This is a genomic window from Mesorhizobium sp. M0833 (genome assembly GCF_040319905.1).
Lineage (GTDB): Bacteria > Pseudomonadota > Alphaproteobacteria > Rhizobiales > Rhizobiaceae > Mesorhizobium.
In genome coordinates this window covers 22,678-46,986 of the sequence record NZ_JAMYOQ010000016.1, presented here as the reverse complement: position 1 = coordinate 46,986, position 24,309 = coordinate 22,678, and the positions used below count along the sequence as shown (strand labels likewise).

General features: G+C 63.7%; 24 protein-coding genes. 20 read left to right on the top strand and 4 right to left on the bottom strand.

Annotation, left to right across the window (positions count from 1 at the left end; all coding sequences use genetic code 11):
• The 4 genes from eutB to doeB are packed head-to-tail and all read left to right on the top strand — an operon-like array spanning position 1 to position 4,206.
• Complete coding sequence (eutB, locus tag NKH98_RS19015; protein WP_352900590.1) at positions 1 to 993, top strand: hydroxyectoine utilization dehydratase EutB; 993 nt, start codon at positions 1 to 3, stop codon at positions 991 to 993.
• Positions 990 to 1,982: a cyclodeaminase gene (locus NKH98_RS19010; protein ID WP_352900588.1), complete on the top strand. Its 993-nt coding sequence runs from the start codon at positions 990 to 992 to the stop codon at positions 1,980 to 1,982. The genes eutB and NKH98_RS19010 overlap by 4 nt, the downstream gene beginning before the upstream one ends.
• Before the next feature lie 38 nt (positions 1,983 to 2,020).
• Positions 2,021 to 3,199, top strand: a complete 1,179-nt coding sequence (gene doeA / locus NKH98_RS19005; RefSeq protein ID WP_352900586.1) for an ectoine hydrolase DoeA — start codon at positions 2,021 to 2,023, stop codon at positions 3,197 to 3,199.
• A 5-nt stretch (positions 3,200 to 3,204) separates the two neighbouring features.
• Positions 3,205 to 4,206 carry a N(2)-acetyl-L-2,4-diaminobutanoate deacetylase DoeB gene (doeB, locus tag NKH98_RS19000; RefSeq protein WP_352649668.1) on the top strand — a complete coding sequence of 334 codons (1,002 nt, stop codon included), beginning with the start codon at positions 3,205 to 3,207 and terminating at the stop codon, positions 4,204 to 4,206.
• A gap of 3 nt (positions 4,207 to 4,209) precedes the next feature.
• On the opposite strand, the gene NKH98_RS18995 is transcribed toward doeB, so the two are convergent.
• Positions 4,210 to 4,869 carry a GntR family transcriptional regulator gene (locus NKH98_RS18995; protein ID WP_352900708.1) on the bottom strand — a complete coding sequence of 220 codons (660 nt, stop codon included), beginning with the start codon at positions 4,867 to 4,869 and terminating at the stop codon, positions 4,210 to 4,212.
• 323 nt (positions 4,870 to 5,192) lie between these two features.
• Here NKH98_RS18995 and NKH98_RS18990 point away from each other — a divergent pair, with 323 nt between their 5' ends.
• From NKH98_RS18990 to NKH98_RS18950, 9 genes are all read left to right on the top strand, one after another.
• Positions 5,193 to 6,320, top strand: a complete 1,128-nt coding sequence (locus tag NKH98_RS18990) for a BMP family ABC transporter substrate-binding protein (RefSeq protein WP_352900583.1) — start codon at positions 5,193 to 5,195, stop codon at positions 6,318 to 6,320.
• Between the two features lie 20 nt (positions 6,321 to 6,340).
• Positions 6,341 to 7,465, top strand: coding sequence for an ABC transporter permease (locus NKH98_RS18985; RefSeq protein WP_352900580.1), 1,125 nt, complete (start codon positions 6,341 to 6,343; stop codon positions 7,463 to 7,465).
• On the top strand, positions 7,465 to 8,391 hold the full coding sequence (locus NKH98_RS18980) for an ABC transporter permease (protein ID WP_352803565.1): 927 nt from the start codon (positions 7,465 to 7,467) through the stop codon (positions 8,389 to 8,391). Before NKH98_RS18985 ends, NKH98_RS18980 begins: the two co-directional genes overlap by 1 nt.
• 14 nt (positions 8,392 to 8,405) lie before the next feature.
• Entirely contained in the window at positions 8,406 to 9,107 is a 702-nt protein-coding gene (biuH, locus tag NKH98_RS18975; protein ID WP_352576462.1) for a biuret amidohydrolase, read from the top strand.
• 52 nt (positions 9,108 to 9,159) lie between these two features.
• Positions 9,160 to 10,644, top strand: coding sequence for an ABC transporter ATP-binding protein (locus tag NKH98_RS18970; protein ID WP_352900705.1), 1,485 nt, complete (start codon positions 9,160 to 9,162; stop codon positions 10,642 to 10,644).
• Positions 10,644 to 11,312, top strand: a complete 669-nt coding sequence (locus NKH98_RS18965) for a cysteine hydrolase family protein (protein WP_352475667.1) — start codon at positions 10,644 to 10,646, stop codon at positions 11,310 to 11,312. The genes NKH98_RS18970 and NKH98_RS18965 overlap by 1 nt, the downstream gene beginning before the upstream one ends.
• Positions 11,305 to 11,655: a cupin domain-containing protein gene (locus NKH98_RS18960; RefSeq protein ID WP_352475666.1), complete on the top strand. Its 351-nt coding sequence runs from the start codon at positions 11,305 to 11,307 to the stop codon at positions 11,653 to 11,655. The genes NKH98_RS18965 and NKH98_RS18960 overlap by 8 nt, the downstream gene beginning before the upstream one ends.
• A complete protein-coding gene (gene atzF / locus NKH98_RS18955) occupies positions 11,652 to 13,460 on the top strand; it encodes an allophanate hydrolase (RefSeq protein ID WP_352900576.1) in 1,809 nt (602 codons plus the stop codon). The genes NKH98_RS18960 and atzF overlap by 4 nt, the downstream gene beginning before the upstream one ends.
• 113 nt (positions 13,461 to 13,573) lie before the next feature.
• Positions 13,574 to 14,362 (top strand): sulfite exporter TauE/SafE family protein, encoded by a 789-nt coding sequence (locus tag NKH98_RS18950; protein WP_352900573.1) that lies wholly within the window; start codon positions 13,574 to 13,576, stop codon positions 14,360 to 14,362.
• A 59-nt stretch (positions 14,363 to 14,421) separates the two neighbouring features.
• Here NKH98_RS18950 and NKH98_RS18945 read toward each other — a convergent pair whose 3' ends face one another.
• Both NKH98_RS18945 and cueR read right to left on the bottom strand, forming a co-directional pair.
• Positions 14,422 to 14,979: a cytochrome c gene (locus NKH98_RS18945; protein ID WP_352900570.1), complete on the bottom strand. Its 558-nt coding sequence runs from the start codon at positions 14,977 to 14,979 to the stop codon at positions 14,422 to 14,424.
• Positions 14,976 to 15,374 carry a Cu(I)-responsive transcriptional regulator gene (gene cueR / locus NKH98_RS18940; RefSeq protein WP_352475740.1) on the bottom strand — a complete coding sequence of 133 codons (399 nt, stop codon included), beginning with the start codon at positions 15,372 to 15,374 and terminating at the stop codon, positions 14,976 to 14,978. The genes NKH98_RS18945 and cueR overlap by 4 nt, the downstream gene beginning before the upstream one ends.
• A 254-nt stretch (positions 15,375 to 15,628) precedes the next feature.
• On the opposite strand from cueR, the gene NKH98_RS18935 reads away from it, so the two are divergent.
• From NKH98_RS18935 to NKH98_RS18920, 4 genes are all read left to right on the top strand, one after another.
• Positions 15,629 to 16,696 carry a type III polyketide synthase gene (locus NKH98_RS18935; RefSeq protein WP_352900566.1) on the top strand — a complete coding sequence of 356 codons (1,068 nt, stop codon included), beginning with the start codon at positions 15,629 to 15,631 and terminating at the stop codon, positions 16,694 to 16,696.
• Positions 16,693 to 17,406 carry a methyltransferase domain-containing protein gene (locus NKH98_RS18930; protein WP_352900563.1) on the top strand — a complete coding sequence of 238 codons (714 nt, stop codon included), beginning with the start codon at positions 16,693 to 16,695 and terminating at the stop codon, positions 17,404 to 17,406. The genes NKH98_RS18935 and NKH98_RS18930 overlap by 4 nt, the downstream gene beginning before the upstream one ends.
• The gene (locus NKH98_RS18925) at positions 17,403 to 18,623 is read left to right on the top strand and encodes an NAD(P)/FAD-dependent oxidoreductase (RefSeq protein ID WP_352900561.1); all 1,221 of its coding nucleotides are present in this window, start codon (positions 17,403 to 17,405) and stop codon (positions 18,621 to 18,623) included. Before NKH98_RS18930 ends, NKH98_RS18925 begins: the two co-directional genes overlap by 4 nt.
• A 179-nt stretch (positions 18,624 to 18,802) precedes the next feature.
• The gene (locus NKH98_RS18920) at positions 18,803 to 19,399 is read left to right on the top strand and encodes a cation efflux transmembrane domain-containing protein (protein ID WP_352900558.1); all 597 of its coding nucleotides are present in this window, start codon (positions 18,803 to 18,805) and stop codon (positions 19,397 to 19,399) included.
• 215 nt (positions 19,400 to 19,614) lie between these two features.
• Here NKH98_RS18920 and NKH98_RS18915 read toward each other — a convergent pair whose 3' ends face one another.
• Entirely contained in the window at positions 19,615 to 20,037 is a 423-nt protein-coding gene (locus tag NKH98_RS18915) for a hypothetical protein (RefSeq protein WP_352475659.1), read from the bottom strand.
• Positions 20,038 to 20,228: 191 nt separating this feature from the next.
• Between NKH98_RS18915 and NKH98_RS18910 the strand changes: the two genes are divergently transcribed.
• From NKH98_RS18910 to NKH98_RS18900, 3 genes are all read left to right on the top strand, one after another.
• A complete protein-coding gene (locus NKH98_RS18910; RefSeq protein WP_352475658.1) occupies positions 20,229 to 21,041 on the top strand; it encodes a class I SAM-dependent methyltransferase in 813 nt (270 codons plus the stop codon).
• A gap of 569 nt (positions 21,042 to 21,610) precedes the next feature.
• Positions 21,611 to 23,119, top strand: a complete 1,509-nt coding sequence (locus NKH98_RS18905; RefSeq protein ID WP_352475657.1) for a tlde1 domain-containing protein — start codon at positions 21,611 to 21,613, stop codon at positions 23,117 to 23,119.
• Between the two features lie 361 nt (positions 23,120 to 23,480).
• On the top strand, positions 23,481 to 24,266 hold the full coding sequence (locus NKH98_RS18900) for a ThuA domain-containing protein (protein WP_352475656.1): 786 nt from the start codon (positions 23,481 to 23,483) through the stop codon (positions 24,264 to 24,266).
• Positions 24,267 to 24,309: the final 43 nt, after the last annotated feature.

Here is a 24,309-nt window from a genome sequence, read left to right as displayed (position 1 = left end):
ATGACCACGTCCAGGATAAGCCTCTCCGATATCCGCGCCGCGCGCGAGCACATCGCGGGCAAGGTCGAGCGTACGCCGACCGTCACTTCCCGGAGTCTTTCCCAGCACTTGGGCGAGCCTGTTTATCTCAAGCTCGAACATCGGCAGACCACCGGCGCCTTCAAACTGCGCGGTGCCTCGAACGCTATCGCTTCGCTGACAGAAGAGGAGAAGGCGCGCGGCGTCGTCGCCGCCTCGACCGGCAATCACGGCCGGGCGCTTGCCTATGCCGCACAACTGCAAGGCATCCACGCGACGATCTGCATGTCGCGGCTGGTGCCGCAGAACAAGCTGGACGAGATCCGCCGGCTCGGCGCCGAGATCCGCATCGTCGGCAACAGCCAGGACGATGCGCAGCAGGAGGTCGAACGGCTGGTCGCGAAAGACGGGCTGATCATGCTGCCGCCCTTCGACCATCCTGCCATTGTCGCTGGGCAAGGCACGCTCGGGCTGGAGATCATCGAACAGGTTCCTGATGCCGCCCTTGTGCTGGTGCCGCTGTCTGGCGGTGGGCTGGCGGCTGGCGTTGCCGCTGCCGTCAAGGGCGTCAGCCCGGCGACGAAGGTGATGGGCGTCTCAATGGCGCGCGGTGCGGCGATGAAGGCGAGCCTCGACGCCGGGCACCCGGTGCTGGTCGAGGAACTGCCGACGCTGGCGGACTCGCTCGGCGGCGGCATCGGCCTCGACAACCGGCTGACCTTCTCGATGTGTCGTGACCTGCTCGACGATGTGATCCTGCTCAGCGAGGACGAGATCGCCGCCGGCATTCGTCACGCTTATGAACAGGAGCGCGAGATCGTCGAAGGCGCCGGCGCGGTCGGCATCGCAGCCGTGCTTGCCGGCAAGGTCAGGGCGAGCGGCCCGACGGTGCTCGTGCTGTCCGGCCGCAACATCGACATGGCACTGCACCGCAAGATCATCTGCGGCGAAGCAATTGCGGAGAGCGCAGCATGAGCCGGATGACGATCCTCACCGAAGCTGAATTGCGCAAGATCGTGAAGCTCGATCTTGATGCCGTCGCCTGCGTCGAGAACGCGTTTCGGGCGCTCGCTACCTTACCGGTGGCGATGCCGCCGATCCTGCGGCTGGACATTCCAGAGCATCGCGGCGAGGTCGACGTCAAGACCGCCTATGTACCGGGTATCGACGGTTTTGCGATCAAGATCAGCCCAGGTTTCTTCGACAATCCGAAGCTCGGCCTGCCCAGCGTCAACGGCATGATGGTGCTGCTGTCGTCCAAAACCGGATTGGTCGAGGCGCTGCTGCTCGACAATGGCTATCTCACCGACATCCGCACCGCCGCCGCCGGTGCGGTCGCCGCCAAACATCTGTCGCGGGCGGACTCCTCCGTCGCCGCGATCTTCGGCGCCGGTGTTCAGGCCGGACTGCAGCTCGAGGCGCTGATGCTGGTACGGCCAATCACGGAAGCCCGCATCTGGGCAAGGGATGCCGCCAAGGCCGAAGCCGCGGCAGACGCATTGTCCGAAAGACTGGGCATCGCCGTTCACGCCGAGCCCGACGCGGCAAAGGCTGCGGCCGATGCCGACATCATCGTCACCACGACGCCGTCGACCGAGCCGCTGATCAAGCCCGGCTTCGTCTCCGCCGGCCAGCATATCACTGCCATGGGCTCGGATGCCGAGCACAAGAACGAGATCGCGCCGGCGATCCTGCGCATGGCCGATCTCTACGTTGCTGACAGCGCCAAGCAGACGCGGCGCCTGGGCGAACTGCACCATGCTATCGCGGCGGGCGTGATGGCGGCCGATGCCGAAATCACCGAGCTTGGCCACATCATCGCCGGCGAAAGGCATGGCCGGCGCTCGGACAGCGACATCACCATTGTCGATCTGACGGGCACAGGCGTGCAGGACACGGCAATCGCCACGCTCGCCCGCGACCGTGCGCGTGCGGCCAAGACCGGTACGATTTTCGAAAGCTGATGCTGGCCGCAAGGCCCAACAAACGAGGACCAAGAACAATGCAGCCAAATTTGAAATTCTCGCGCGGCGAATATGCGGAGCGCCTCGCCAAGACGCGGAAGGCGATGGAGGCCAAGGGCGTCGATCTGCTCGTCGTCAGCGATCCGTCCAACATGGCCTGGCTGACCGGCTACGACGGCTGGTCGTTCTATGTGCATCAGGCTGTCATCGTGCCGCCGTCGGGCGAGCCGGTGTGGTACGGGCGCGGCCAGGACGCCAACGGCGCCAAGCGCACCGCCTATCTCGCGCACGACAACATCGTCGGCTATGCCGACAACTACGTGCAGTCGACCGAGCGCCATCCGATGGATTTTCTGTCCGGCGTGCTCTCCGATCGCGGCTGGGGGAAGCTCCGCATCGGTGTCGAGATGGATAATTACTGGTTCTCCGCCGCTGCCTTCGCATCGCTGCAGAAGCACTTGCCCAATGCCCGCTTCGTCGATGCCACGGCGCTGGTCAATTGGCAGCGCGCGGTGAAGAGCCCGACCGAAATCGATTACATGCGCAAAGCCGCCCGGATCGTCGAAGCGATGCACCAGCGCATCGTCGACAAGATCGAAGTCGGCATGCGCAAATGCGATCTGGTCGCCGAGATCTACGATGCCGGCACGCGCGGCGTCGACGGCGTCGGCGGCGACTATCCGGCGATCGTGCCGCTGCTGCCGTCGGGCGCCGACGCATCGGCGCCGCATCTGACCTGGGACGACCGGCCGATGAAATCGGGCGAGGGCACCTTCTTCGAGATCGCCGGCTGCTACAACCGCTATCACTGCCCGCTGTCGCGCACCGTTTTCCTCGGCAAGCCGACGCAGGAATTCCTCGACGCCGAAAAGGCGACGCTGGAAGGCATGGAGGCCGGACTTGCCGCCGCCAAGCCCGGCAACACATGCGAGGACATCGCCAACGCCTTCTTCGCGGTGCTGAAGAGATACGGCATCGTCAAGGACAACCGCACCGGCTACCCGATCGGGCTTAGCTATCCGCCGGACTGGGGCGAACGCACGATGAGCCTGCGCCCAGGCGACCGCACCGAGTTGAAGCCCGGCATGACTTTCCATTTCATGACCGGCCTGTGGCTTGAGACGATGGGCTTGGAAATTACCGAATCCATCCTGATCACCGATGCGGGCGTCGAGTGCCTGGCGAATGTGCCGCGCAAACTGGTGGTGAAGAATTGAGCCCGATGTCCAGCCTTCGCCCGTCACCGATCACGCCGACCGTCGATTTCGAGCGCGACGGCGTGCAGCACGGTTTCCTGCGCCTGCCTTACAGCCGCGACGATTCAGCCTGGGGATCGGTGATGATCCCGATCTGCGTCATCCGCAACGGCAAGGGGCCGAGCGCATTGCTGACCGGCGGCAATCATGGCGACGAGTACGAGGGGCCGCTGGCGCTCTATGACCTCGCCCGTACGCTCGACCCGAAAGACGTCAGCGGCACGGTCATCATCGTGCCGGCGATGAATTATCCGGCGTTCCGCGCCGGCACCCGCACCTCGCCGATCGACAAGGGCAATCTCAACCGCAGCTTTCCCGGCCGGCCCGACGGCACGGTGACCGAGAAGATCGCCGATTATTTCCAGCGCGAACTTCTGCCTCGCACCGACATCGCGCTCGACTTCCATTCCGGCGGCAAGACGCTCGACTTCGTGCCGTTCTGCGCCGCCCACATTCGGCCTGACAAGGTGCTGGAAGCGAAAGGGTTCGCGGCGGTCGAAGCGTTCTCCGCGCCCTGGTCGATGAAGATGCTGGAGATTGATGCGGTCGGCATGTTCGACACTGCCGCCGAGGAGATGGGCAAGCTGTTCATCACAACAGAGCTCGGCGGCGGCGGGACTTCGCGCGCCGAAACGGTGCGGATCGCGCGGCGCGGCGTGCTCAACGTGCTGCGCCATGCCGGCATCGTCGCCGGCGCGGTCGAGATGCAGCCAACCCGCTGGCTCGACATGCCGTCCGGCGATTGCTTCTCGTTCGCCGAGGACGACGGGATGATCGAAACGATGATCGATCTCGGCGAGCCGGTGGTAGAAAACCAGGTGATGGCACGCATCCATTCCATAGGCCGCACCGGCGGCGCTCCGCAGGAGATCCGGGGCAAAATGTCCGGTCTGTTGGCGGCGCGGCATTTTCCGGGGCTGGTCAAGGCCGGCGACTGCGCTGCCGTGGTCGCCGTGCTGGTCGATTGAGGGTTAGGAGACCGATGTCGGAAACGGCTCGGCCTTGCCTTTGGGGCGGTCGCCAATGGCGAAGACGGCGCTTGCCTCGCTGACGATCGAGACATGGTCCTTGGCGGCTGTTCCGGCGGCCGCACCGTCGCCGCGCATGATTGCGGTGACGATGGCGTCATGCTCCTGCCAGGACTGAGCCAGCCGCCCGGGCAGCATGAATTGCGCGCGCCTGAACGGCGCCAGCCGGCCACGAGTCATGACGGTCAGCTCATAAATGTGTTTGCTGTGGGCGCCGCGATAGAGCCGGGTGTGGAATTGGGTGTTGAAAAGCTCATACTCTTCTTCGGCTCCGAGCTGCACCAAGCGCGCCGAGGCCTGGTGCTCGGCCTCCAGCGTGTGGCGCTCGCCCGCCGTCATGCGCTCGGCCGAGAAGCGCGCGCAGATCGCTTCAAGCTCGGCCATGCTCTCGAACATCGAGGCGAGGTGTTCCTGCGTCACCACGGCGACGGTGGCGCCTCGATTGGGCCGCCTTTCGACCAGTCCCATGGCGCTGAGCCGGCTGAGCGCTTCTCTGATCGGCGTGCGTGAGACGTCGAAGCGGGCGGCGAGCGAGGCCTCGTCGAGCTTTTCGCCTGGGCGCAGGAAACCGGTGACGATCCGGTCGCTGATCGCCCTCACCATCTGATCGACGGTCGTGCCCGACCTGATCAAATTGCGCTTTCCCGACACGTCTCCTCCGTCCAGTCTTTTCGCTAGAGCCGCAAGCCACTCACCGGCTTCGATTCCTCCGCAGCTCTGTATGCCTATGTTTTAGCCTTCATGTCAAATTGACGATTTTGAGGGCAAAAAGTGTATGCAATTGCTCCGGCTTTGTGCAGTCCACATCGGCACGCTCATTGATATTGCTGAATAAATCCAATTTCTGAAACTGGCACGCTGATTGCATACACTTCTCTCATTGAGGTGTTAACCGGCCCCAAAAGGCCCCATTGAGGGAGCATTCAATGTCCGAGAGATTCATGCTTAGCCGTCGCGAGCTGCTCAAGACCTCCGCCGTCGGAGCGGCGCTAGGTCTTGCGTCCGCGTCGTTTCCGATCACCAGGGCCTTCGCCGCGACGGCCACGGTCGGCTTCATCTATGTCGGGCCAAAGGACGATTACGGCTACAACCAGGCGCATGCCGAAGGCGCTGCCACGCTGAAGGGGATCGCAGGCATTTCCGTGGTCGAAGAGGAGAACGTGCCTGAGACGGTCGACGTCCAGAAGACGATGGAATCGATGATCAATCTCGACGGTGCGTCGCTGATCTTCCCGACCTCGTTCGGCTATTTCGATCCGCACATGCTCGCCATGTGCGCGAAATTCCCCGACGTGCAGTTCCGCCATTGCGGAGGCATGTGGAGCAAGGACAAGCATCCTATGAATGCCGGCTCCTATTTCGGCTATATCGGCATGGGCCAGTATCTGAACGGCGTCGTCGCTGGTCACACCAGCAAGACCAAGAAGCTCGGCTTCGTCGCGGCAAAGCCGATCCCGCAGGTGCTGCTCAACATCAATTCCTTCCTGCTCGGCGCCCGCTCGGTCGACCCGACCATCACCTGCCAGGTGATCTTCACCGGCGAGTGGTCACTGGCGGTCAAGGAGGCGGAGGCCGCCAATGCGCTGGTCGACCAGGGTGCCGACGTCATCACCTGTCATGTCGACAGCCCCAAGGTGGTGGTCGAGACGGCGGCCGGGCGTGGCGCCTTCGTCTGCGGCTATCATGCCAACCAGAGCCCGCTGGCGCCGGAAAAATACCTGACCGGCGCGGAGTGGAACTGGGCCAAGGTCTACAAGGTGTTCGTTGACGATCTGGTGGCCGGCACGCCGCTGCCCAATTTCACGCGCGGCGGCCTGGCCGACGGCTTCGTCAAGATGAGCCCGCTCGGCCCCGCCGTCGGCGATGCCGCCCGCAAGCAGTTCGACGGCACGCTGGCCGAAATGATGAAAGGCGGATTTTCCGTCATCAAGGGTCCGCTGAAGAGCAACAAGGGCGTCGTCGTCGCGACCGAGGGCCAAGCCTTCGTCGAGACCGCGCTCGAACTCGAAAGCATGGACTACCTGGTCGAGGGCGTCGTCGGTTCGACCGCCTGAACCGGATCGGAGACGGGGCCATGGCAGACACGGTCGGCACTGCGGGCGCACCGGCGCTGTTTGGCGCCAGGAATTATCCGGCGGCGCTCGAATGGGCGGCGCGGCGGGCGGAAGCATTCGTCATACCGCTCGCGGCGCTGATCGTCGGCATGGCGCTGTTCAGCGTGTTCATCGCGCTGGTCGGCAAATCGCCGGTGCAACTCTACGAGACGATGTGGCGCGGCGGCTTCGGCTCGTGGTTCTCGATCCAGAACTCGCTGTCGCGGGCAGCACCGCTTTTATTGGCAGCGCTCTGCGTGGCGCTGCCGGCACGACTTGGCCTTGTCGTCATCGGCGGCGAAGGCGCGATCGTGCTGGGCGGTGTTGCCGCCGCCGCCATCGGCGTGGCAGTGAATGGCGCGCCGGCTTTTCTGGTCATCCTGCTGATGGGCGTGGCGGGCGTGGTCGCCGGCGGCATCTGGATCGGTGCCGTCGGCGCACTCCGCCACTACCGCGCCGTCAACGAAACCATCTCCAGCCTGCTGATGGCCTATATCGCCATCGCGCTGATGAACCATCTGGTCGAAGGGCCGCTGCGCGATCCGGCCTCGCTCAACAAACCCTCGACCGAGCCGCTGGCGGATGCCTACCGCATCGGCAACATTCCAGGCATGGACGTGCACTGGGGCCTTGTCCTCGGTATCGTCGCCTGCGTCCTGTCCTGGCTGCTGATCGAGAAGACGCGCTGGGGGTTTGCCGCCCGCATTGCCGGCGGCAATGTCAGGGCGGCCCAGGTGCAGGGGCTTGCCGTCGGGCCGCTGATCGTCGGCTTCACCGGGCTCGCCGGCGGCTTTGCCGGGCTGGCCGGCATGCTGGAGGTCGGCGCCGTGCAAGGCAGCGCCAACGCCTCGCTCGCCGCCGGCTACGGCTATACCGGCATCCTCGTCGCCTTCCTCGCCCGCCACAATCCGCTCGCCATCATCCCGGTCGCTTTCCTGCTCGGCGGCATCGGCGCTTCCGGCGGGCTGATCCAGCGCCGCATGGACCTGCCCGACGCCACCGTGCTGGTGCTGCAAGGCATGCTCTTCGTCGTCATCCTGTTTAGCGAAACCTTTTACGGCCGCTTCAAGGTCTTCAATCCCGATCTGTGGAAGAGGGGCTCCTGATGGACGCGACCGAGATCGGCCTGTGGGGCGTGCCGCTCGCCATTCTCGGCGGCGCCATCCGCGTTTCGACGCCGTTCATCTTCGTCTCGCTCGGCGAAGCCATCACCGAGCGCTCCGGCCGCATCAATCTCGGCCTCGAAGGCACGCTGGTCTTCGGTGCAATGACCGCCTACGCCGTCGCAGTGACGACCGGCTCGCCATGGCTCGGCCTGCTGGCCGCCGCAGGTGCCGGTCTTTGCTTCGGCTTGTTCCACGGCTGGATCTGCAAATTCCGCGGGGTGAACGACATCGCCATCGGTATCGCGCTGATGCTGTTCGGCTCCGGTCTCGCCTTCTTCTTCGGCAAGCCGTTCATCCAGCCCTCGGCACCAGACCTGCCGGCCATCGCCTTCGGTGGCTGGTCGGATATCCCGCAGGTGCAGGCGGCGCTCAACGTCAACATCCTGTTCCTGATTGGTGCGGCACTTGCCGTGTTTCTGTGGTGGGCCTTCCGCAACACGCGCGCCGGCCTGATCGTGCGCGTCGTCGGCGACAGCTCCGATGCGGCGCGCGCCATGGGCCTCAATCCCAACACCGTGCGCCTGCTTGCGACAGGTGTCGGCGGTGCGCTCGCCGGCATCGGCGGCGCCTACCTGTCGCTCTATTATCCCGGCAGCTGGACCGAACGCATCTCGTCGGGGCAGGGGCTGATGGCCGTGGCGCTGGTCATCTTCGCGCGCTGGAATCCGCTCGGCTGCTTTGCCGCGGCACTATTGTTCGGCGGTGCGGGCGCGCTGGGCCCGGCACTGCAATCGGTCGGGGTGACCCAGGGCTACTATCTCTTCTACGCCGCGCCTTACATCCTCACGCTCATCATCATGATAGCCACCTCGTCGCCGAGCCGCTCGCTTGCCGGCGCGCCGGGCGAATTGTCGATCACCAAATGACTGGAGTTTTTCCGATGAACGCCAGAGCCGAGATCACCCAGCGCTACATCGATGCCGATCCCTATCCATGGCCCTATAATGGCGAGCTGCGGCCGGACAATACGGCGCTGATCATCATCGATATGCAGACCGATTTCTGCGGGCCGGGCGGCTATGTCGATCATATGGGCTACGATCTTTCGCTGGTGCGGGCGCCGATCGAGCCGATCAAGTCGGTGCTGGCAGCCATGCGGGCCAAGGGCTACACCATCATCCACACGCGCGAGGGCCACCGGCCCGATCTCGCCGACCTGCCGGCCAACAAGCGCTGGCGCTCGCGCCGCATCAATGCCGGCATCGGCGACCCTGGACCTTGCGGGCGCATCCTGGTGCGCGGCGAACCCGGCTGGGACATCATCCCCGACCTCTATCCGGCGGCGGGCGAACCGATTATCGACAAGCCGGGCAAGGGCTCGTTCTGCGCCACCGACCTCGAACTGATCCTGCATCAGCGCGGCATCGAAAACATCGTGCTGACCGGCATCACCACCGATGTCTGCGTCCACACGACGATGCGCGAGGCCAACGATCGCGGCTTCGAATGCGTGATGCTGGAGGATTGCTGCGGCGCGACCGATTACGGCAACCATCTCGCCGCGATCAAGATGATCAAGATGCAGGGCGGCGTGTTCGGCGCGGTGTCGAACTCGGCATCCTTCGTCGCGCAGCTGCCGTGAGGACACGATCTTGAGCGGAGCCAAGAAAGCCGTCGGCGTCGAGACCATCGGCATGACCATGCGCTTCGGCGCCTTCACCGCGCTGGACGACGTCTCGATAAAGGTGCCGGCGGGATCGTTCCATGCGCTGCTCGGCGAAAACAGTGCCGGCAAGTCGACGCTGGTCAAATGCATGATGGGTTTTTATCACCCGACCGCCGGCGACATGCTGGTCGAAGGCCGCGAGGTCGCGATCGCCAGTCCCAAGGACGCTTCGGCGCTAGGGCTCGGCATGGTCTATCAGCATTTCACGCTCGTCCCGTCGCTGACCGGCGCGGAGAATCTGGTTATTTCGCGCGAGAAGGTGCCCGGGGTCATCGACTGGCGCAAAGAGCGCGCCGCACTTGCGCAATTCATGCAGCGTATGCCGTTCAAGCTGCCGCTCGACGTCAAGGTGGCCGAACTCGCGGCCGGCGAGAAGCAGAAGCTCGAAATCATCAAGCAGCTCTATCTCGGCCGCAGTTTCCTGGTGCTCGACGAGCCGACCTCGGTGCTCACTCCCGGCGAAGCGCAGGAGGTGCTTGGGCTGGTGCGCGACATGACAAGGAGCGGCGACCTTACGGTGCTGATGATCTCGCATAAATTCCACGAGGTGACGGCGTTTGCCGACGACATCACAGTGCTGCGCAAGGGCAGACTGACCGGAACCGGGAAGGTCTCCGACCTTTCCCACAAGCAGATGGCGGCGATGATGATCGGCGACCAGCCGATTTCAGCGCTCGACAGTCGTGCTCCGGTGCCGGCTGGAGCCCGGCAGGTGCTTACGGTGAAGTCGCTGAAGGCGCCCGACCGCACCGGCTTGAAAACCATCGACATCGGCGAGCTCGATGTGAAGTCCGGCGAGATCGTCGGCATTGCCGGCATTTCCGGCAACGGCCAGAAGGAGTTTCTCGAAGTCCTTGCCGGACAGCGGGCGCGCAATGCCGGCGACGTTCTGGTGAAGGGCTCGCCCTATGGCGCCAGCCGCAGCGAGGCGCGCACGCTCAATGTCCGCTTCATTCCGGAGGAACCGTTGCGCAATGCCTGCGCACCGAAGATGACGGTCGCGGAAAATATGGCCTTCCGGACCTTCGACCTCGACGAGGCCGGCAAGCCGGTCAGCTGGATCAGGATGAGCGCGATCAGGGACTACGCGGCGCGTCTGGTTGAACAGTTCAAGGTCAAGACCGCCTCGCTCGCTTCGCCGATTTCGTCGCTGTCGGGCGGCAATGTGCAGCGCGCGGTGCTGGCGCGCGAGCTGACCGGCGAAGTCGATCTTCTGATCGTCTCCAACCCGTGCTTCGGCCTCGACTTCTCCGCCGTGGCCGAAATCCGCGCCCGTATCATGAAGGCGCGCAATGCCGGCGCCGCGGTGCTTCTGATGTCGGAGGACCTCGACGAACTGCTTGAACTTTCGGACCGCATCTTCGTCATGTCCGACGGTGCGCTGGTCTACGAGACGCCGATCGCGCAGGCGAGCGTGCAGACGATCGGCGAGCACATGGCGGGACATCATTGATGGCGGAGATCGAGGCGCTGCCGTTTCCGTTCGCCTTCAAGCCTGAGACGATGGCGCTGGTAGTCATCGACATGCAGCGCGATTTCGCCGAGCCGGGCGGCTTCGGCGCCAGCCTCGGCAACGACGTCAGCCGGGTCACGGCGATTGTGCCGACTGTGAAGAGACTGATCGAGGGGTTCCGCACCGCCGGCCTGCCGGTGATCCACACGATGGAGTGCCACAAGGCAGACCTTTCGGATCTGCCGCCGGCCAAGCGCAACCGCGGCAACCCATCGATACGGATCGGCGACGTCGGTCCAATGGGTCGCGTGCTGATCGTCGGCGAGCCGGGAACGGCGATCCTCGATGAACTTGCGCCACTGCCTGGCGAGATCGTCATCGAAAAACCCGGCAAGGGGGCGTTCTATGCCACCAGCTTCGGCGACGACCTGAAGCGGCTCGGCGCACAGCAACTGGTCTTTGCCGGAGTGACGACGGAGGTCTGCGTGCAGACGACGATGCGCGAGGCCAACGACCGCGGCTATGAATGCCTGCTCGCCGAGGATGCGACGGAGAGCTATTTTCCCGAGTTCAAGGCGGCAGCGCTGGCCATGATCAGGGCGCAGGGCGCCATCGTCGGCTGGACCGCAACGACCGATCAGGTGCTCGAGGGAATTTCCAATGCCTAACATTGCATACCGGGCTCTCATTCAAGGGGGCTGGCGCGACCTGCCGTTCGAGCATTTCCGCGATGGCATTACGGTGCATTGGCTGCTCAAGGGCGGACCGACGGAACCGTCGGTGGCGATCCTGAACTACCGGGCGGGCGCCGGCGTGCCGCGTCATCGCCATGCCGGGCTGGAAACGATCATCGTGCTGGAAGGCACACAGAGCGACGAGAACGGCGATTATGCCGCGGGCAGCGTGATCCTGAACCCGGTCGGAACCGAGCATTCGGTGTGGACAAAAGACGGCTGCGTCGTACTGATCCAGTGGAACCTGCCGGTAGTCATTCTGGACGAGGCCAAATGAGCGACATCCGCTTCGATATAGCGAGCTTGCACGCCGCCTATCAGGCCGGCGTCGGCATCGGCGAGGTGATCGATACGATCCATGCGCGGCTCGCGACAGCCGACGATCCGGGCATCTTCATTCATCTGGTGAGCAGGGCGGAGATGCTTGCCGAAGCAGAAAAGCTCGGCCCGTTCGACCCCGTGGCAAAGCCGCTGTGGGGCGTACCATTCGCGGTCAAGGACAACATCGATGTCGCCGGCATGCCGACGACGGCAGCATGTGCGGAATATGCCTACTTGCCGGTAAAAGACGCCAACGTCGTCGCACGCCTCAAGGCCGCCGGCGCGCTGGTCGTCGGCAAGAGCAATCTCGACCAGTTCGCCACCGGCCTCGTCGGCGTGCGCACGCCCTATCCGATCCCGAGGAACGCGATCGATCCAAAACTGGTGCCGGGCGGCTCCTCGTGCGGCTCGGCCGTGGCGACGGCACGCGGCATCGTCTCGTTCGCGCTCGGCACCGACACCGCCGGCTCGGGGCGCATACCCGCCGGCCTCAACAACATTATCGGGCTGAAGCCGAGCGTCGGCGCGCTGTCGGCCGCCGGCGTCGTGCCGGCCTGCCGGACACTCGACTGCGTCTCGGTGTTCGCGCTCACCGTCGACGATGCCTACAGGGTATTCGAGATCGCGGCGGCAAAGGACAACGCCGATCCCTATTCGCGTGACCTCGCCATTCAGGCCCTTGCCGCGCGCCCGCCGGTGCTGACGGTCGGCGTGCCGGCCAGGGCCGACTGGACGTTCTTCGGCGACCAGGCGATGCAGGCGGGCTTCGAGGCCGCTCTTGCCGCGCTGGAAGAGCTGGGCTGCAGGCTGGTTGAAATCCCGTTCGGCGATTTCTACGCCACCGCCAATCTGCTTTACGAGGGCGCCTGGGTGGCGGAGCGTTACGCCGCGGTCAAGGACTTCATGGAAGCCAACGAGGCGGCCATGCATCCGGTGACGCGGCAGATCATCGGCAGTGCGCGAAAGCTTTCGGCGGCGGACGCTTTCAACGGGCTCTATGCCTTGCAACGCTACAAGGCCAAGCTGGCGCCGGTCATCGCCTCGGTCGACTTATTCTGTGTGCCGACCGCGCCGACGCATTATACGGTTGAAGCGGTGTTGGCTGACCCCATCGTCACCAACAGCCGGCTCGGCACCTACACCAACTTCGTCAATCTGCTCGACTTGTGCGGCATTTCGGTGCCGAGCGGAACTCGGAGCGACGGTTTGCCGATGAGCGTCACCTTGCTGGCCGCGGCGGGCAAGGACCATCTGACGGCGTCGCTTGCGCGCGACGTGCATGCGGCAAGCGGCCTTTCGCTGGGCGCTACCGGCTGGCCGCTGCCGCCGCGTGGCAATGCTCGCGCGGACGTGGATGAAGGCACGATCGAGCTGGCCGTGGTCGGCGCGCATCTGTCGGGGATGGCGCTGAACGGCCAGTTGCAGCAGCTCGGCGCAATGTTCGCCCGGGCTGCGAGAACGGCGCCGCTCTACCGGCTTTACGCGCTTGCCGGCCAGTCGGTGCCGCGACCGGGGCTCGAGCGGACCTGCAATGGCAAGGGGACAGCGATCGAGGTCGAAGTCTGGCGGCTCTCGCCGCAAGCCTTCGGGCGCTTCGTCGCCGCGATCCCGCCGCCGCTCGGCATCGGGACGCTTCTGCTCGACGATGGAACGTCGCCAAAAGGCTTCCTCGTCGAAAGTGCCGGCCTCACCGATGCAAAGGAGATCTCGCATTTCGGCGGCTGGCGCAGTTTCATGGCGGATCAGCAGCTGCGGAGCTGACGCTATCACTCGACCTTTTGCCGGAACTTCGAATGGACTGCTGAATAATCCAGAGCGGAACGTACAAAGTCGCGCTGGTTGAAAACTTCGATGCCTTCGCAGCATATGGGCGGATGACAATTCGACGTGGAATCTTTCCCTTTATCATTGGAACTGGCGTCGGTTCGCTTGGTGGACTGATTGGACTTGGCGGGGCAGAGTTCCGCCTTCCGTTCCTGATTGGCCTGTTTCGCTTTGCCGCCCTCGAAGCTGTGATCCTGAACAAGGCGACCAGTTTGGTCGTCGTCGCCACGGCATTGCCGTTCCGAGCGGCGGCGGTGCCGCTGCCTTCCGTCGCGGCGCAATGGCCGATCATACTCAATCTGTTGGCCGGCAGCCTTCTAGGCGCTTGGTTCGGAGCAGGATGGGCAACGAAATTGAAGTCGCAAACGCTCTACAAGGTGATTGCCGGTTTGCTGGTGTTGATCGCTATCGTTCTGGTCTTTGGTCACGATCCGAGCGCGACAGGCAAACCGCTGTTCAGTGGTGCGGCACTGATCGTCGCCGGCATCATTGCCGGCTTTGCAATCGGCATCGTGGCATCTCTGCTAGGCGTGGCAGGAGGCGAGCTTCTTATCCCGACACTGGTTCTCCTGTTCGGCGCCAATATTAAGCTGGCGGGCTCTCTGTCGCTTGCGGTGAGCTTGCCAACCATGCTCGTGGGCTTCACCCGCTACAGCCGGGATCAAAGCTTTTCAGTGATCGGCAGGAACAAGACGTTCTTGCTTGTCATGGCAGCGGGTTCAATTGTCGGAACGTTCATCGGGGGCTTGCTGCTCGGCATTGTGCCGGAGCAAGTTCTCTTGCCAATCTTGGCCGCAATCCTGGTCATTTCGGCATACAAGATCTGGCGGCACAACTAGGCACAGAAATTGACCCAGGACCGATGGTCGAATCTTGCCGGCTGGCGTCCAGCTGGCCATCACTCGACCCTTTGCCGGAACTTCGAGTGACAGCTCGAGCAATCCTGCAGGATGAGGTGCAGAAGGTGCTCGGCGGGAATGCTGGCGGGATCGGCTTCCGCCGGTCCCGGCCGCTTGCCAAGCAGGCTGCCACCGCCCATCGCAAGGCCGGAACCCATTCTCATGTCATCGGTGATGCGCGGCGGCGCCTGCTCGGCGTCGGAGGCCAGAGCGTGGGCCAGCGTCTCGATATGACGAGCCAGTGCTTCGAACTCCGCGCGGGCGGGGTCGATATCCGGCTTGGCGCCTGAAGGCGCACCCAACGTCGCGCTGGGGAATCCGGCAATCAAGGCAGAGCCGGTGCGGGCGCGGATGGTCTCGGCCGCCGCCTTGAAGGCTGCGGCGTCGTATGCCCGCTTGCCGTCGAACATCCCAGCGATCGTCTTTGCCGCCTCGGCCATTTCCTTCATCGAGGTCTGGCGAGCCTCGATGACCGCATCACGGTCCGAATGGGCGGCGGCGAGTACGACAGAGACGCAGGCAAGCGACAGCACTGTTGCAGCAGCTGCGAGCCTCACTGCGCCATGCCTTGTCCCGCCAGCTCGTCGATGATCGGGCAATCCGGCCGCTCGTCGCCGTGGCAGTGACTGACCAGATGGTGGAGCAAGCCGCGCAATCCGACCAGTTCAGCGATCTTCCTGTCGATCTCCACCAGTTTGGCTTTCGCAATCGCCTTCACGTCGGCGCTGTCACGTTCCCTGTCCTGGTACAGCGAGAGCAACTGGCGGCATTCGTCGACCGAAAACCCCAGGCTTCGCGAGCGCTGCAGGAAGCGCAGCCGGTGAATATCGGCCGTCGAGTAATCGCGATAGCCATTGTCTGTCCGGGCCGGGTGCAAGAGCCCGATATCCTCGTAGTAGCGGATCGTCTTGGCCGGCAGGCCGGATTTTTCGGATGCGACGCCGATGTTCATGGCGGAAATCTCCTTTGTCGGAGGAAATAGACCTTCCAGTAGATGGAAGGTCAACATGATGTGGCGATTTTGGATGCCCGACGCAACCGCCCGCCGGCTCCAACCGTTTGCCTGCCAACAGCACGTACTGAACCTTCGGGAAGAAATCAGTTTCCGGAAACGTTTATCGAACAGCTCAATCCGGTGTTCGACATCGGTGTCAATAACCAAAGACCCTCCGGCGGCACACCGTGCATACGCCGAGGAGACAGAATATGCCCATCAAAGCCTATATCAACCGGATCGCGACAGCGGTGCCGGAGCACGAGGTTCATCGATTCTACCTGCGTTTTGCGGCCTCGATGCTCGCGGCCGATCGCCGGAGGATCTTCGAACGCATGGCCGATGTTGCCGGCATCGAGCACCGCTATTCCTGCTTTGCGCCGGCGTCCGACCCCGCGGGACCATCCGCCGACTTGGCCGGGACCTTCATCCGCGGTGCGTTTCCCGGAACGGCGATGAGAATGGCAATGTTCGACGATGCAGCACCTGTTCTGGCGCAAAAGGGCATCGACGGATTGCAGCTTGGCGACGACGCCTCCCGCATCACCCATTTGATCGTCACTACCTGCACCGGCTTTTCGGCGCCGGGCATCGATCTCGAACTGGTTGCCCGTTGCGGGCTGCCGGATAGTGTCGAACGCACGATGATCGGGTTCATGGGTTGCTACGCGGCAATCAACGGCCTCAAGCTGGCCCACCACATCGTCCGCTCCGACCCACAGGCCAAGGTCCTGCTGGTCAATATCGAGCTCTGCACGATGCATCTGCGCGAAACCACTGAACTCGAAAAACTGCTGTCGTTCTGCCTTTGGGGTGACGGCTGCGCGGCCGCGCTCGTGACCGCCGAGCCGGCCGGCATCGAGCTCGATAGCTTTCACTGTCTGGTGGCGAGGGAGCGGCGGGAGCTGATGCGCTGGAACATTCGCGACCACGGCTTCGAAATGGTTCTTTCCGGCCAGGTTCCGGCAGCCATTCATGAAGCGTTGCGGAGCAACCAGGCCGCCATCCTCGGCGGTCGACCGGCGGAAGACATCGACCTTTGGGCCGTGCACCCGGGTGGACGTTCGGTTCTCGACGCCGTCGAAAGGGCCCTGAAACTGGTCTCCACCGCGCTGGACCCATCGCGCGAGGTGTTGCGTCGGTATGGGAACATGTCGTCCGCGACCGTCATGTTCGTGATGAAGGAGATGTTGAAGGCGCCACCCGGCCTGCTCGGCTGCGGCATGTCGTTCGGACCAGGATTGACGGCGGAAACCATGCTCTTTCGAACGGTGTCATGAGCGGCCTGGAGCGTCGGCAGCTTGCGCCGGAAATCCTCGACGGACTTGCTGCCGACGATCCGCGAGCGCTTGTCGCGCGCCGCGACCTTCGTCGCATCAATATGCTGATGTTTCAGGCGCCGATCATGACGTCGTTGCTCAGGAGGTTCGTGCCAACGCCGCCACGCCGCATCCTGGAGATCGGCGCCGGTGATGGCTCCTTCATGCTGGCGGTGGCGCGGCGCATGGCCAGGCATTGGCCCGGGGTCGAACTGGTGATGCTCGACCGCGTCGACCTCGTCACCGCGCAATTGCGCGGTGATTTCGACAGGCTGGGATGGAAGGCCGAAGGCGTTACCGCCGATATCTTCGATTGGGCAGGAAAGATCGAGGGCGTGCGGTTCGACGCCATCACCGTCAATCTGTTTCTGCATCATCTCGACGATGCGCAGCTCGTGCGTCTGTTTTCGATCATCAGGCCGAAAGCCCCGTTGCTCATCGCGACAGAGCCGCTGCGGGCGAAACTGGCGCTGGCCGCGACCCGTCTTCTCCCGGCAATCGGCGCCAACGACGTCACACGAAACGACGCGGCTCAGAGCGTGCGTGCCGGCTTTCGCGGCCGCGAGCTTTCCGGCCTCTGGCTTGCGGCCAACGGCAAACCGGTCGAGGAACGGCGCGCTGGCCTGTTTTCCCATATCTTCGTCGGCGCCAGCGCCGGTGACGAACCATGACGCGATTGTCGACCCATGATGCGATCATCATAGGCGCCGGCCCGGCGGGCACATCTGTCGCGCTCACGCTGGCCCGGCGCGGATGGGCCGTGGCCATTGTGGAGAAGACCGTATTTCCGCGGCGCAAGGTCTGCGGCGAATACATCTCGGCAAGCAATCTTGCGCTTCTCGACCAGCTGGAGATCGGCGATGCCTGGCGGGCCAATGCCGGCCCCGAAATCCGCCGTGTCGGTTTGTTTTCCGGCGAGACCTGCGTCGAGGCGGCAATGCCTGGTGCAGGAGCTGGGTCTCGTTCGAAAGACGGCTTCGGCCGGGCGCTCGGCCGGGACATTCTCGACTCTCTGCTTCTACAGGCGGCGCGATCGGCGGGCGTCGAAATCTTCCAGCCCTGCCGCGCCGTCGCCATCGACCGGGACGGTGAGATGCAACGTGTACGAATTCAGGCCGGCGATGAAGCGGTGATGTTGCGCGCGCCGGTGATTGTCGCCGCACACGGCTCCTGGGAGCCGGGACCATTACCCAGCCAGCTCGCAAAGACCAATCGGCCGTCGGACTTGCTCGGCTTCAAGGCGCATTTCACCGGGTCGTCGCTCGCACCGGATTTGATGCCTCTGCTGGCTTTTCCCGGCGGCTATGGCGGCATGGTCTCGGCGGATCATGGACGGTTGTCGATCTCGTGCTGCATTCGCCGCGATGTGCTCGCGCGGCTGCGTAAACAACATGATCCCGAATACCGGGGCCATGTGTCAGCCGCCGATGTCGTCTCACGCCATGTCATGAATTCATGCCGGGGCGTGCGAGGCGCCCTGGAACCGGCGCACCTCGACGGCCCGTGGCTTGCCGCGGGTCCGATCCGGCCGGGAATTCGCTCCTGCTACGAACAGGACATCTTCCGGGTCGGCAATGCAGCCGGAGAGTCTCATCCCGTTATCGCCGAGGGCATCTCGATGGCGCTTCAGTCCGGCTGGCTGCTGGCTAGCGAACTCGCATCCGCGCCAAGTGGCCAAGCGGGGCGCGAGGCCGCCGCCAGACGCTACGAGGCGGCCTGGAAAAGACTGTTTTCGACCCGGGTCTACGCTGCCGCTGCTATTGCCGGAATTGCCCTTCGCCCCGGCAGCGCCACCGCGATGGCGGCGATCGTCCGGAATTTCCCGCAGGCGCTAACATTGGGCGCGCAACTGAGCGGCAAGACCAAGCCGGTTCCCGGCTTTGCCTGACGAGCGGCGCGCATGAGGGCGCGCCTAAAACAGGGTGACCATCCTGTTTTGGCTCGCAGGTGTTTTGGTGACAGACGTGCCATGTTCGGCCTAGGCTGGCCTCAAGGCCTGCGAGATCGAGACGGTCGAGGAACGGGACGCCCAGCAATAACATTAACGCCATCACATCGGGACAGACCATGCAGCAAGCCATTACGTCGGACGGGCTTCGCCGGGTGGTGCTTGTCGTCGCGCTGCTGAACCTCGGTTACTTCGGCATCGAATTCGCCGTGGCGCTGGCGATCGGCTCGGTGTCGCTGTTCGCCGACAGCGTCGATTTTCTGGAAGATGCCTCGGTCAATCTCCTGATACTGCTCGCCATAGGCTGGTCGCTGCGTGCCCGCTCGCGGGTCGGCATGGCGCTGGCGCTTATCCTTCTGGTGCCCGGCCTGGCGACGCTGTGGACCGCGTGGGAAAAGTTCAACATGCCGGTGCCGCCGCAGCCGGCAGCGCTGACGCTGGCGGGGTTGGGCGCCTTGGCGGTCAACCTGTCGTGCGCGTACATGCTGGCGCGCTACCGCCGTCACAGCGGCAGTCTTACCAGGGCGGCATTCCTTTCGGCCCGCAACGACGCCGTCGCCAATATCGCGATCATACTGGCCGGAGTGATGACGGCCTTCCTATGGCGCTCGGCATGGCCGGATCTGATCGTCGGCCTGGGGATTGCGGCGCTGAACGCAGACGCGGCGCGCGAGGTCTGGGAGGCAGCGCGGGAGGAGCACCGCGCCGGTTCGTGAAGCCAAACGCCAGCTGTGCCGGCCTGCGAATGCGGCGATGCAGGGGCGCCAATGCGGGGGCGCCAATGCAGGCCCGCAGACCGGCGTGCAGTCATCCAGAAACTTGCGTGATTTCTAATATAGCGCACGCGGAGGGAGAAACGGCTCATAAGCACGCACCTCATCAAAAGGCCCGCGTCCGGACGAGGACGCGGGCCGGTTTTCGCTGGCATGCGCTAGGCAGGTATCAAGACGGCGATGCGGTGGATGCCGACTACCTTGCTGGTGTTGGCTGCCTCGTCGGTCTTGCCCTTGGCGCAGGTGTACACGTCACCTTCCCTAAGCTTGAATTCCTTGTCCGCCTTCTTGATCGTGAATTCACCGGCAGCAATGGTGCACACCATGTCGTTGTCCATCACCATTTGAGGGGCGGCTGCTCCGGGCTGAAAGACTATGTCGACAATTGAGATGCTCTTGTAAGCGGGGATATCGGAATTGCCGGTGCCGACCTCGACCAATCTGACGCCGGGGGCTATTTCCTTGCCTTCCTTCGGGCCGTATTTCTTGACCTTTGCAGCAGCCGCCAGCGTGAACAAAGGCGGCACCGCTGCCGCCGTCACGCCAAGCGCGATTGCAGACCTGCGACTTATGGTTTTCATCGCATCCTCCCATTTTATGTTTGGCCACGCACCAATGCGCATGACCATAAGATATTAACACATATGCAGATAATTGCAGCACGGCGTTTCGGAGCTTCCGGGAGCGAACCGCCTCCCGGTCGAATGCGACCGAATAGCAAACAATTCCATGCTATGCTGACGAGCCATCAAACGGACGGCGGGGGATAGCAATGTTGGAAACGGACAAGGTATTCGCCGGCTCAATTCCGGAAAACTACGACCGCTATATGGTGCCGTTGATTTTCGAGCCGTTCGCCGCAGATCTTGCACGGCGAGCAGCGTCCTTGTCGCCAAGCGCCGTTCTGGAAACCGCCGCGGGCACCGGGGTTGTCACCCGCGCATTGGCGCCAAAACTGTCGCCCGGTGCAAGCTATGTCGTAACCGACCTCAACCAGCCGATGCTCGACTACGCCGCTTCGCGGCAAGCTCCCGACGATCGCATCAAATGGCGTCAGGCGGATGCTCTGGCGCTACCGTTTGAAAATGCGGCCTTCGATCTCGTTTGTTGTCAGTTCGGCGCGATGTTCTTTCCCAACCGCTCATCTGCCTACCGCGAAGCCCGGCGAGTCCTGAAGCCCGGAGGACATTTTCTATTCAGCGTATGGGATCGCATCGAGGAGAACGTGTTTGCCGACGATGTGACGAATGCTCTGGCGAGGATTTTTCCGAACGATCCGCCGCGCTTTCTGGCACGCACGCCGCATGGCTACCACGATACGGCACTGATCCGTGGCGAGCTGGAGGACGCAGGTTTTTCCGGTGTGGTGATCGAGACGAGAGCCGAACAAAGCCGTGCCTCCTCGCCGCGCCTTCCGGCCGTTGCTTATTGCCAGGGCACTCTCCTTCGCAACGAAATCGAGGCCAGAGAGGCGGGGAAGCTGGACTCTGCAACCGACTATGCCGCAGCCGCCATTGCAGACAGGCATGGCAGCGGCAAGGTTACTGCCAAAATTCAGGCTCACATAGTGGTGGCTGTGGTCTAGGTGTTGGATATCCCGCTCCGGCACTTGGCGACATTCAGCTGCTGCGCGGCAAACATCTTGCCGCTGTCCCGAATTCTCAGACGTTAATCGTTCATTCGCCCGAGTGGCAGGTCGACAAGTGCCGGGTCGATAATCGCCGTTCTGATCGAACGCCGGGGCTTGATGACGGTGGCTGCCGGCCGCAAGATTCTGGTCGGCCCGGCTTCACTTTCGCAGCCATGCCGACTCCGCCCAGCAAGGTCTAGTCATTTCGCTTTCTTGACTCGGCCGACAAAAACGGGCAGCAAAGTCATCATTGGAGGGCAGTTTTGCCAACTATGCAGGTTTTGGAGGGCGTTTTTCGGTGTGACCGTCGCCCAATCGGCGGTCGGTAGAGGGATTAGTTAACCAACTTTGTCCATCTTTTGAATCAATCGGCAACAGACGCGAAGCGTGCTGGGGGCACCAGGCGAACTGTGAATGTCACGGCTGCGAAATCCGCTAGCCGGCATCGGCCGATTGAGAGTGGTTGAATGGCGTTTGTAAGTGCGAAAACCCGGGGTGACAGTCCTGCAACTGGATTGACTTCGATGAGGCCCGGCCTGCGCTGGGTCGCGGTTCCGGCCGTCGGCGCAGCCATTGCTTTATGGTCGGTGGCGACCTTGGCCGGCCTTTATTCGATGGGAACCTCGCTCACCGCCGCTTCCAACGGTCTCCCGCAAAGCCTGCTCGCGCCGCGCACGATCGCGCTCGCCGATCCTCGCCGCAGCCTTGCAAAGGCGCAGGCCCCGACATGGGCCGCGACAAACGCAGCGCTGTCGGCCAAGCTGCTGCAGCACGGGTGCGATGCCAACTGCCTGCGGTCGGCGTCGAATTTCGTTCACCAGGGAAAATCGGCGCGTCTCAAGCGCAATACGGTGCCGCTCGTCGCCGATGCATCGCGGCAATCGAGCTTCGACGACGTGGTGGCCAAAGCAGGGCTGTCGCCGCAAAAGCTTGCCGCCGCCTTTGCCCGTGCCGGCTCACCCGTCATGCTCGCAAGCCTGCCGGCCGCCGCCCGGTTCGCCGAGCCGGTACGCATTCCCGACCCGAACGGCCCGGCATCGGTGCGCTTCGGGCCGGAGGTGGCGGAGATCGAACGCTCGTCGCGCCTGGCTCTGGCGCTGGCGAATACTTTGCCGGAGCAGATGATCGACGTGCTCCCGGCAGCCGTCGTGGCAAGCGAGCCGGCAGCTTCGCAAGAGCCGCAAGAGCCTGAGGTCCAACTGGCCTCGCTGCCGCCGCAGGACGACATGCCCGACAGCGTTCCGCTGCCGACGCTGCGTCCGCAGGCGGACATCGATGAGCCGGCGCCCCAGGCTCAAGCCTCGAAAGACCGGGCGCCAAAGGATCAGGCATCAAAGGCCCAGGCAGCAAAAACGGAGCCGCCCCAGAAATCCAGGGCCCAGGCATCCAGGGCGAGCAAGGTCCAGACGGCCGACGCTCCGCCGGTCGAGACGCTACCCGGCAGCCTGTCGCCGCGCAATTCGTCACAAGCGGCAGTGCCGGCGGTGTCGGGCAAGCCGGGCAAACGGTCGAAGACGCAGGGCGGCGACATGCTGGCCTATGCCAAGCCCGACATGCCTTCCGGCGGACTCGGCGGAGCCTTCAGGAACCTGTTCACCACGCCCAACATGGGCAGCGGCGTCGCCGTCTACGACATCTCGGCCAAGACCGTCTATATGCCCGACGGCTCACGGCTGGAGGCACATTCGGGACTGGGCGCGATGGTCGACCAGCCGCGCTACGTTCACAAGAAGAATGTCGGTCCGACGCCGCCCGACACCTACAATCTGACGCTGCGGGAATCGCGCTTCCATGGCGTCGAGGCCCTGCGTCTCACCCCTGCCAGCGGCAGCAACAAATATGGCCGCGACGGCCTGCTCGCCCACACCTACATGCTGCGCGGCGGGCGCGCCGAATCCAATGGCTGCGTCGTCTTCAAGGACTATGCCCGCTTTCTCGCCGCCTACAAGAAGGGCAAGATCAAGCGGCTCGTCGTGGTGCCGCGCCTGTCAAAGCCGCTGACACGCGTCGCCCAAGAGGGCCGCGGCGCTTAGGGCGTTCGCGGTCCTTTACGGCTTCGTCATCCCAGGGCGGAGCGGACGCGAAGCGGAAGCGCAGACCCTGGGATCCATGCCGTTGCATCAGCCGAAGAATGCAACGATGCAGATTTGACGCCGTTCTGTCGCAATCCCTTTCACCTCTTATCCCTCTTGCATCGAGGTTCTGCACCGTCGCAGCGCATAGAAGTCACGGCATGGATCCCAGGGTCTTCGCGACGTCGCTTCGCTCCTGCTTCGCCCTGGGATGACGACGCTGGGGGACGTTTGGGCCAATCTCGAGGTTTTCATTCCCGGCCGAGGATATTATGACTGACCCGCAGGGGCGGCTCCAGCTTCAAACAATCACGAGGACATCATGACAATACGCGCTGTCGTCTGGGGCGAGAATATTCATGAGCGGACCAACGAGGTGGTCGCCGGCATCTATCCCGAGGGCATGCATGCGACGATCGCCAATGCGCTGAAGCTCGACCCGGAGATTTCGGTATCGTGGGCGACGCTGGAGCAGAAGGAGCATGGGCTGCCGGCCGACCGTCTCGCCGAGACCGACGTCTTACTGTGGTGGGGACACAAGGACCATGGCGCCGTCGCCGACGAAGTGGTCGAGCGCGTGGCGCGCCGCGTCTGGGAAGGCATGGGGCTGATCGTTCTCCATTCCGGCCATTTCTCGAAGATCTTCAAGAAGCTGATGGGCACTCCCTGCACGCTGAAATGGCGCGAGGCGGGCGAGCGCGAACGGCTCTGGGTGACCAGCGCAAGCCACCCGATCGCTGCCGGGATCGGCGAGTATTTCGAGCTCGAAAACGAGGAGATGTATGGCGAGCAGTTCGCCGTGCCGGAGCCGCTCGAGACCGTGTTCATCTCCTGGTTCCAGGGCGGCGAAGTGTTCCGGTCGGGGCTGACCTATCGCCGCGGCGCCGGCAACATCTTCTATTTCAGGCCCGGCCACGAGACGTATCCGACCTATCACGACGCCAACGTCCACAAGGTGCTGCGCAATGCGGTGAGATGGGCGCACAACCCCCAAGGCTCCAATCCGGCCATCCTCGATGCGCCGAACGTACCGGTGGAAAAGGCGCTCGAGCCGATCGTCGAGCGTGGCGGAAAACTTCATTCCGCCGGCGAAACCGGCTTCCGCTAGACGACAAATCCATTATCGAACAAGAAGATAAAGCCCTGTCCTA

Bases quoted from the DNA above. Each gene is read 5' to 3' on its own strand.
- NKH98_RS18915 (WP_352475659.1), bottom strand. From the start codon at position 20,037: ATGAAAACCATAAGTCGCAGGTCTGCAATCGCGCTTGGCGTGACGGCG.
- NKH98_RS18980 (WP_352803565.1), top strand. From the start codon at position 7,465: ATGGACGCGACCGAGATCGGCCTGTGGGGCGTGCCGCTCGCCATTCTC.
- NKH98_RS18970 (WP_352900705.1), top strand. From the start codon at position 9,160: ATGACCATGCGCTTCGGCGCCTTCACCGCGCTGGACGACGTCTCGATA.
- NKH98_RS18930 (WP_352900563.1), top strand. From the start codon at position 16,693: ATGAGCGGCCTGGAGCGTCGGCAGCTTGCGCCGGAAATCCTCGACGGA.
- eutB (WP_352900590.1), top strand. From the start codon at position 1: ATGACCACGTCCAGGATAAGCCTCTCCGATATCCGCGCCGCGCGCGAG.
- NKH98_RS18925 (WP_352900561.1), top strand. From the start codon at position 17,403: ATGACGCGATTGTCGACCCATGATGCGATCATCATAGGCGCCGGCCCG.
- NKH98_RS18995 (WP_352900708.1), bottom strand. From the start codon at position 4,869: ATGGTGAGGGCGATCAGCGACCGGATCGTCACCGGTTTCCTGCGCCCA.
- biuH (WP_352576462.1), top strand. From the start codon at position 8,406: ATGAACGCCAGAGCCGAGATCACCCAGCGCTACATCGATGCCGATCCC.
- NKH98_RS18950 (WP_352900573.1), top strand. From the start codon at position 13,574: ATGACAATTCGACGTGGAATCTTTCCCTTTATCATTGGAACTGGCGTC.
- NKH98_RS18985 (WP_352900580.1), top strand. From the start codon at position 6,341: ATGGCAGACACGGTCGGCACTGCGGGCGCACCGGCGCTGTTTGGCGCC.
- NKH98_RS18910 (WP_352475658.1), top strand. From the start codon at position 20,229: ATGTTGGAAACGGACAAGGTATTCGCCGGCTCAATTCCGGAAAACTAC.
- atzF (WP_352900576.1), top strand. From the start codon at position 11,652: ATGAGCGACATCCGCTTCGATATAGCGAGCTTGCACGCCGCCTATCAG.
- doeA (WP_352900586.1), top strand. From the start codon at position 2,021: ATGCAGCCAAATTTGAAATTCTCGCGCGGCGAATATGCGGAGCGCCTC.
- NKH98_RS18935 (WP_352900566.1), top strand. From the start codon at position 15,629: ATGCCCATCAAAGCCTATATCAACCGGATCGCGACAGCGGTGCCGGAG.
- doeB (WP_352649668.1), top strand. From the start codon at position 3,205: ATGTCCAGCCTTCGCCCGTCACCGATCACGCCGACCGTCGATTTCGAG.
- NKH98_RS18965 (WP_352475667.1), top strand. From the start codon at position 10,644: ATGGCGGAGATCGAGGCGCTGCCGTTTCCGTTCGCCTTCAAGCCTGAG.
- NKH98_RS19010 (WP_352900588.1), top strand. From the start codon at position 990: ATGAGCCGGATGACGATCCTCACCGAAGCTGAATTGCGCAAGATCGTG.
- NKH98_RS18900 (WP_352475656.1), top strand. From the start codon at position 23,481: ATGACAATACGCGCTGTCGTCTGGGGCGAGAATATTCATGAGCGGACC.
- NKH98_RS18990 (WP_352900583.1), top strand. From the start codon at position 5,193: ATGTCCGAGAGATTCATGCTTAGCCGTCGCGAGCTGCTCAAGACCTCC.
- cueR (WP_352475740.1), bottom strand. From the start codon at position 15,374: ATGAACATCGGCGTCGCATCCGAAAAATCCGGCCTGCCGGCCAAGACG.
- NKH98_RS18905 (WP_352475657.1), top strand. From the start codon at position 21,611: ATGAGGCCCGGCCTGCGCTGGGTCGCGGTTCCGGCCGTCGGCGCAGCC.
- NKH98_RS18960 (WP_352475666.1), top strand. From the start codon at position 11,305: ATGCCTAACATTGCATACCGGGCTCTCATTCAAGGGGGCTGGCGCGAC.
- NKH98_RS18920 (WP_352900558.1), top strand. From the start codon at position 18,803: ATGCAGCAAGCCATTACGTCGGACGGGCTTCGCCGGGTGGTGCTTGTC.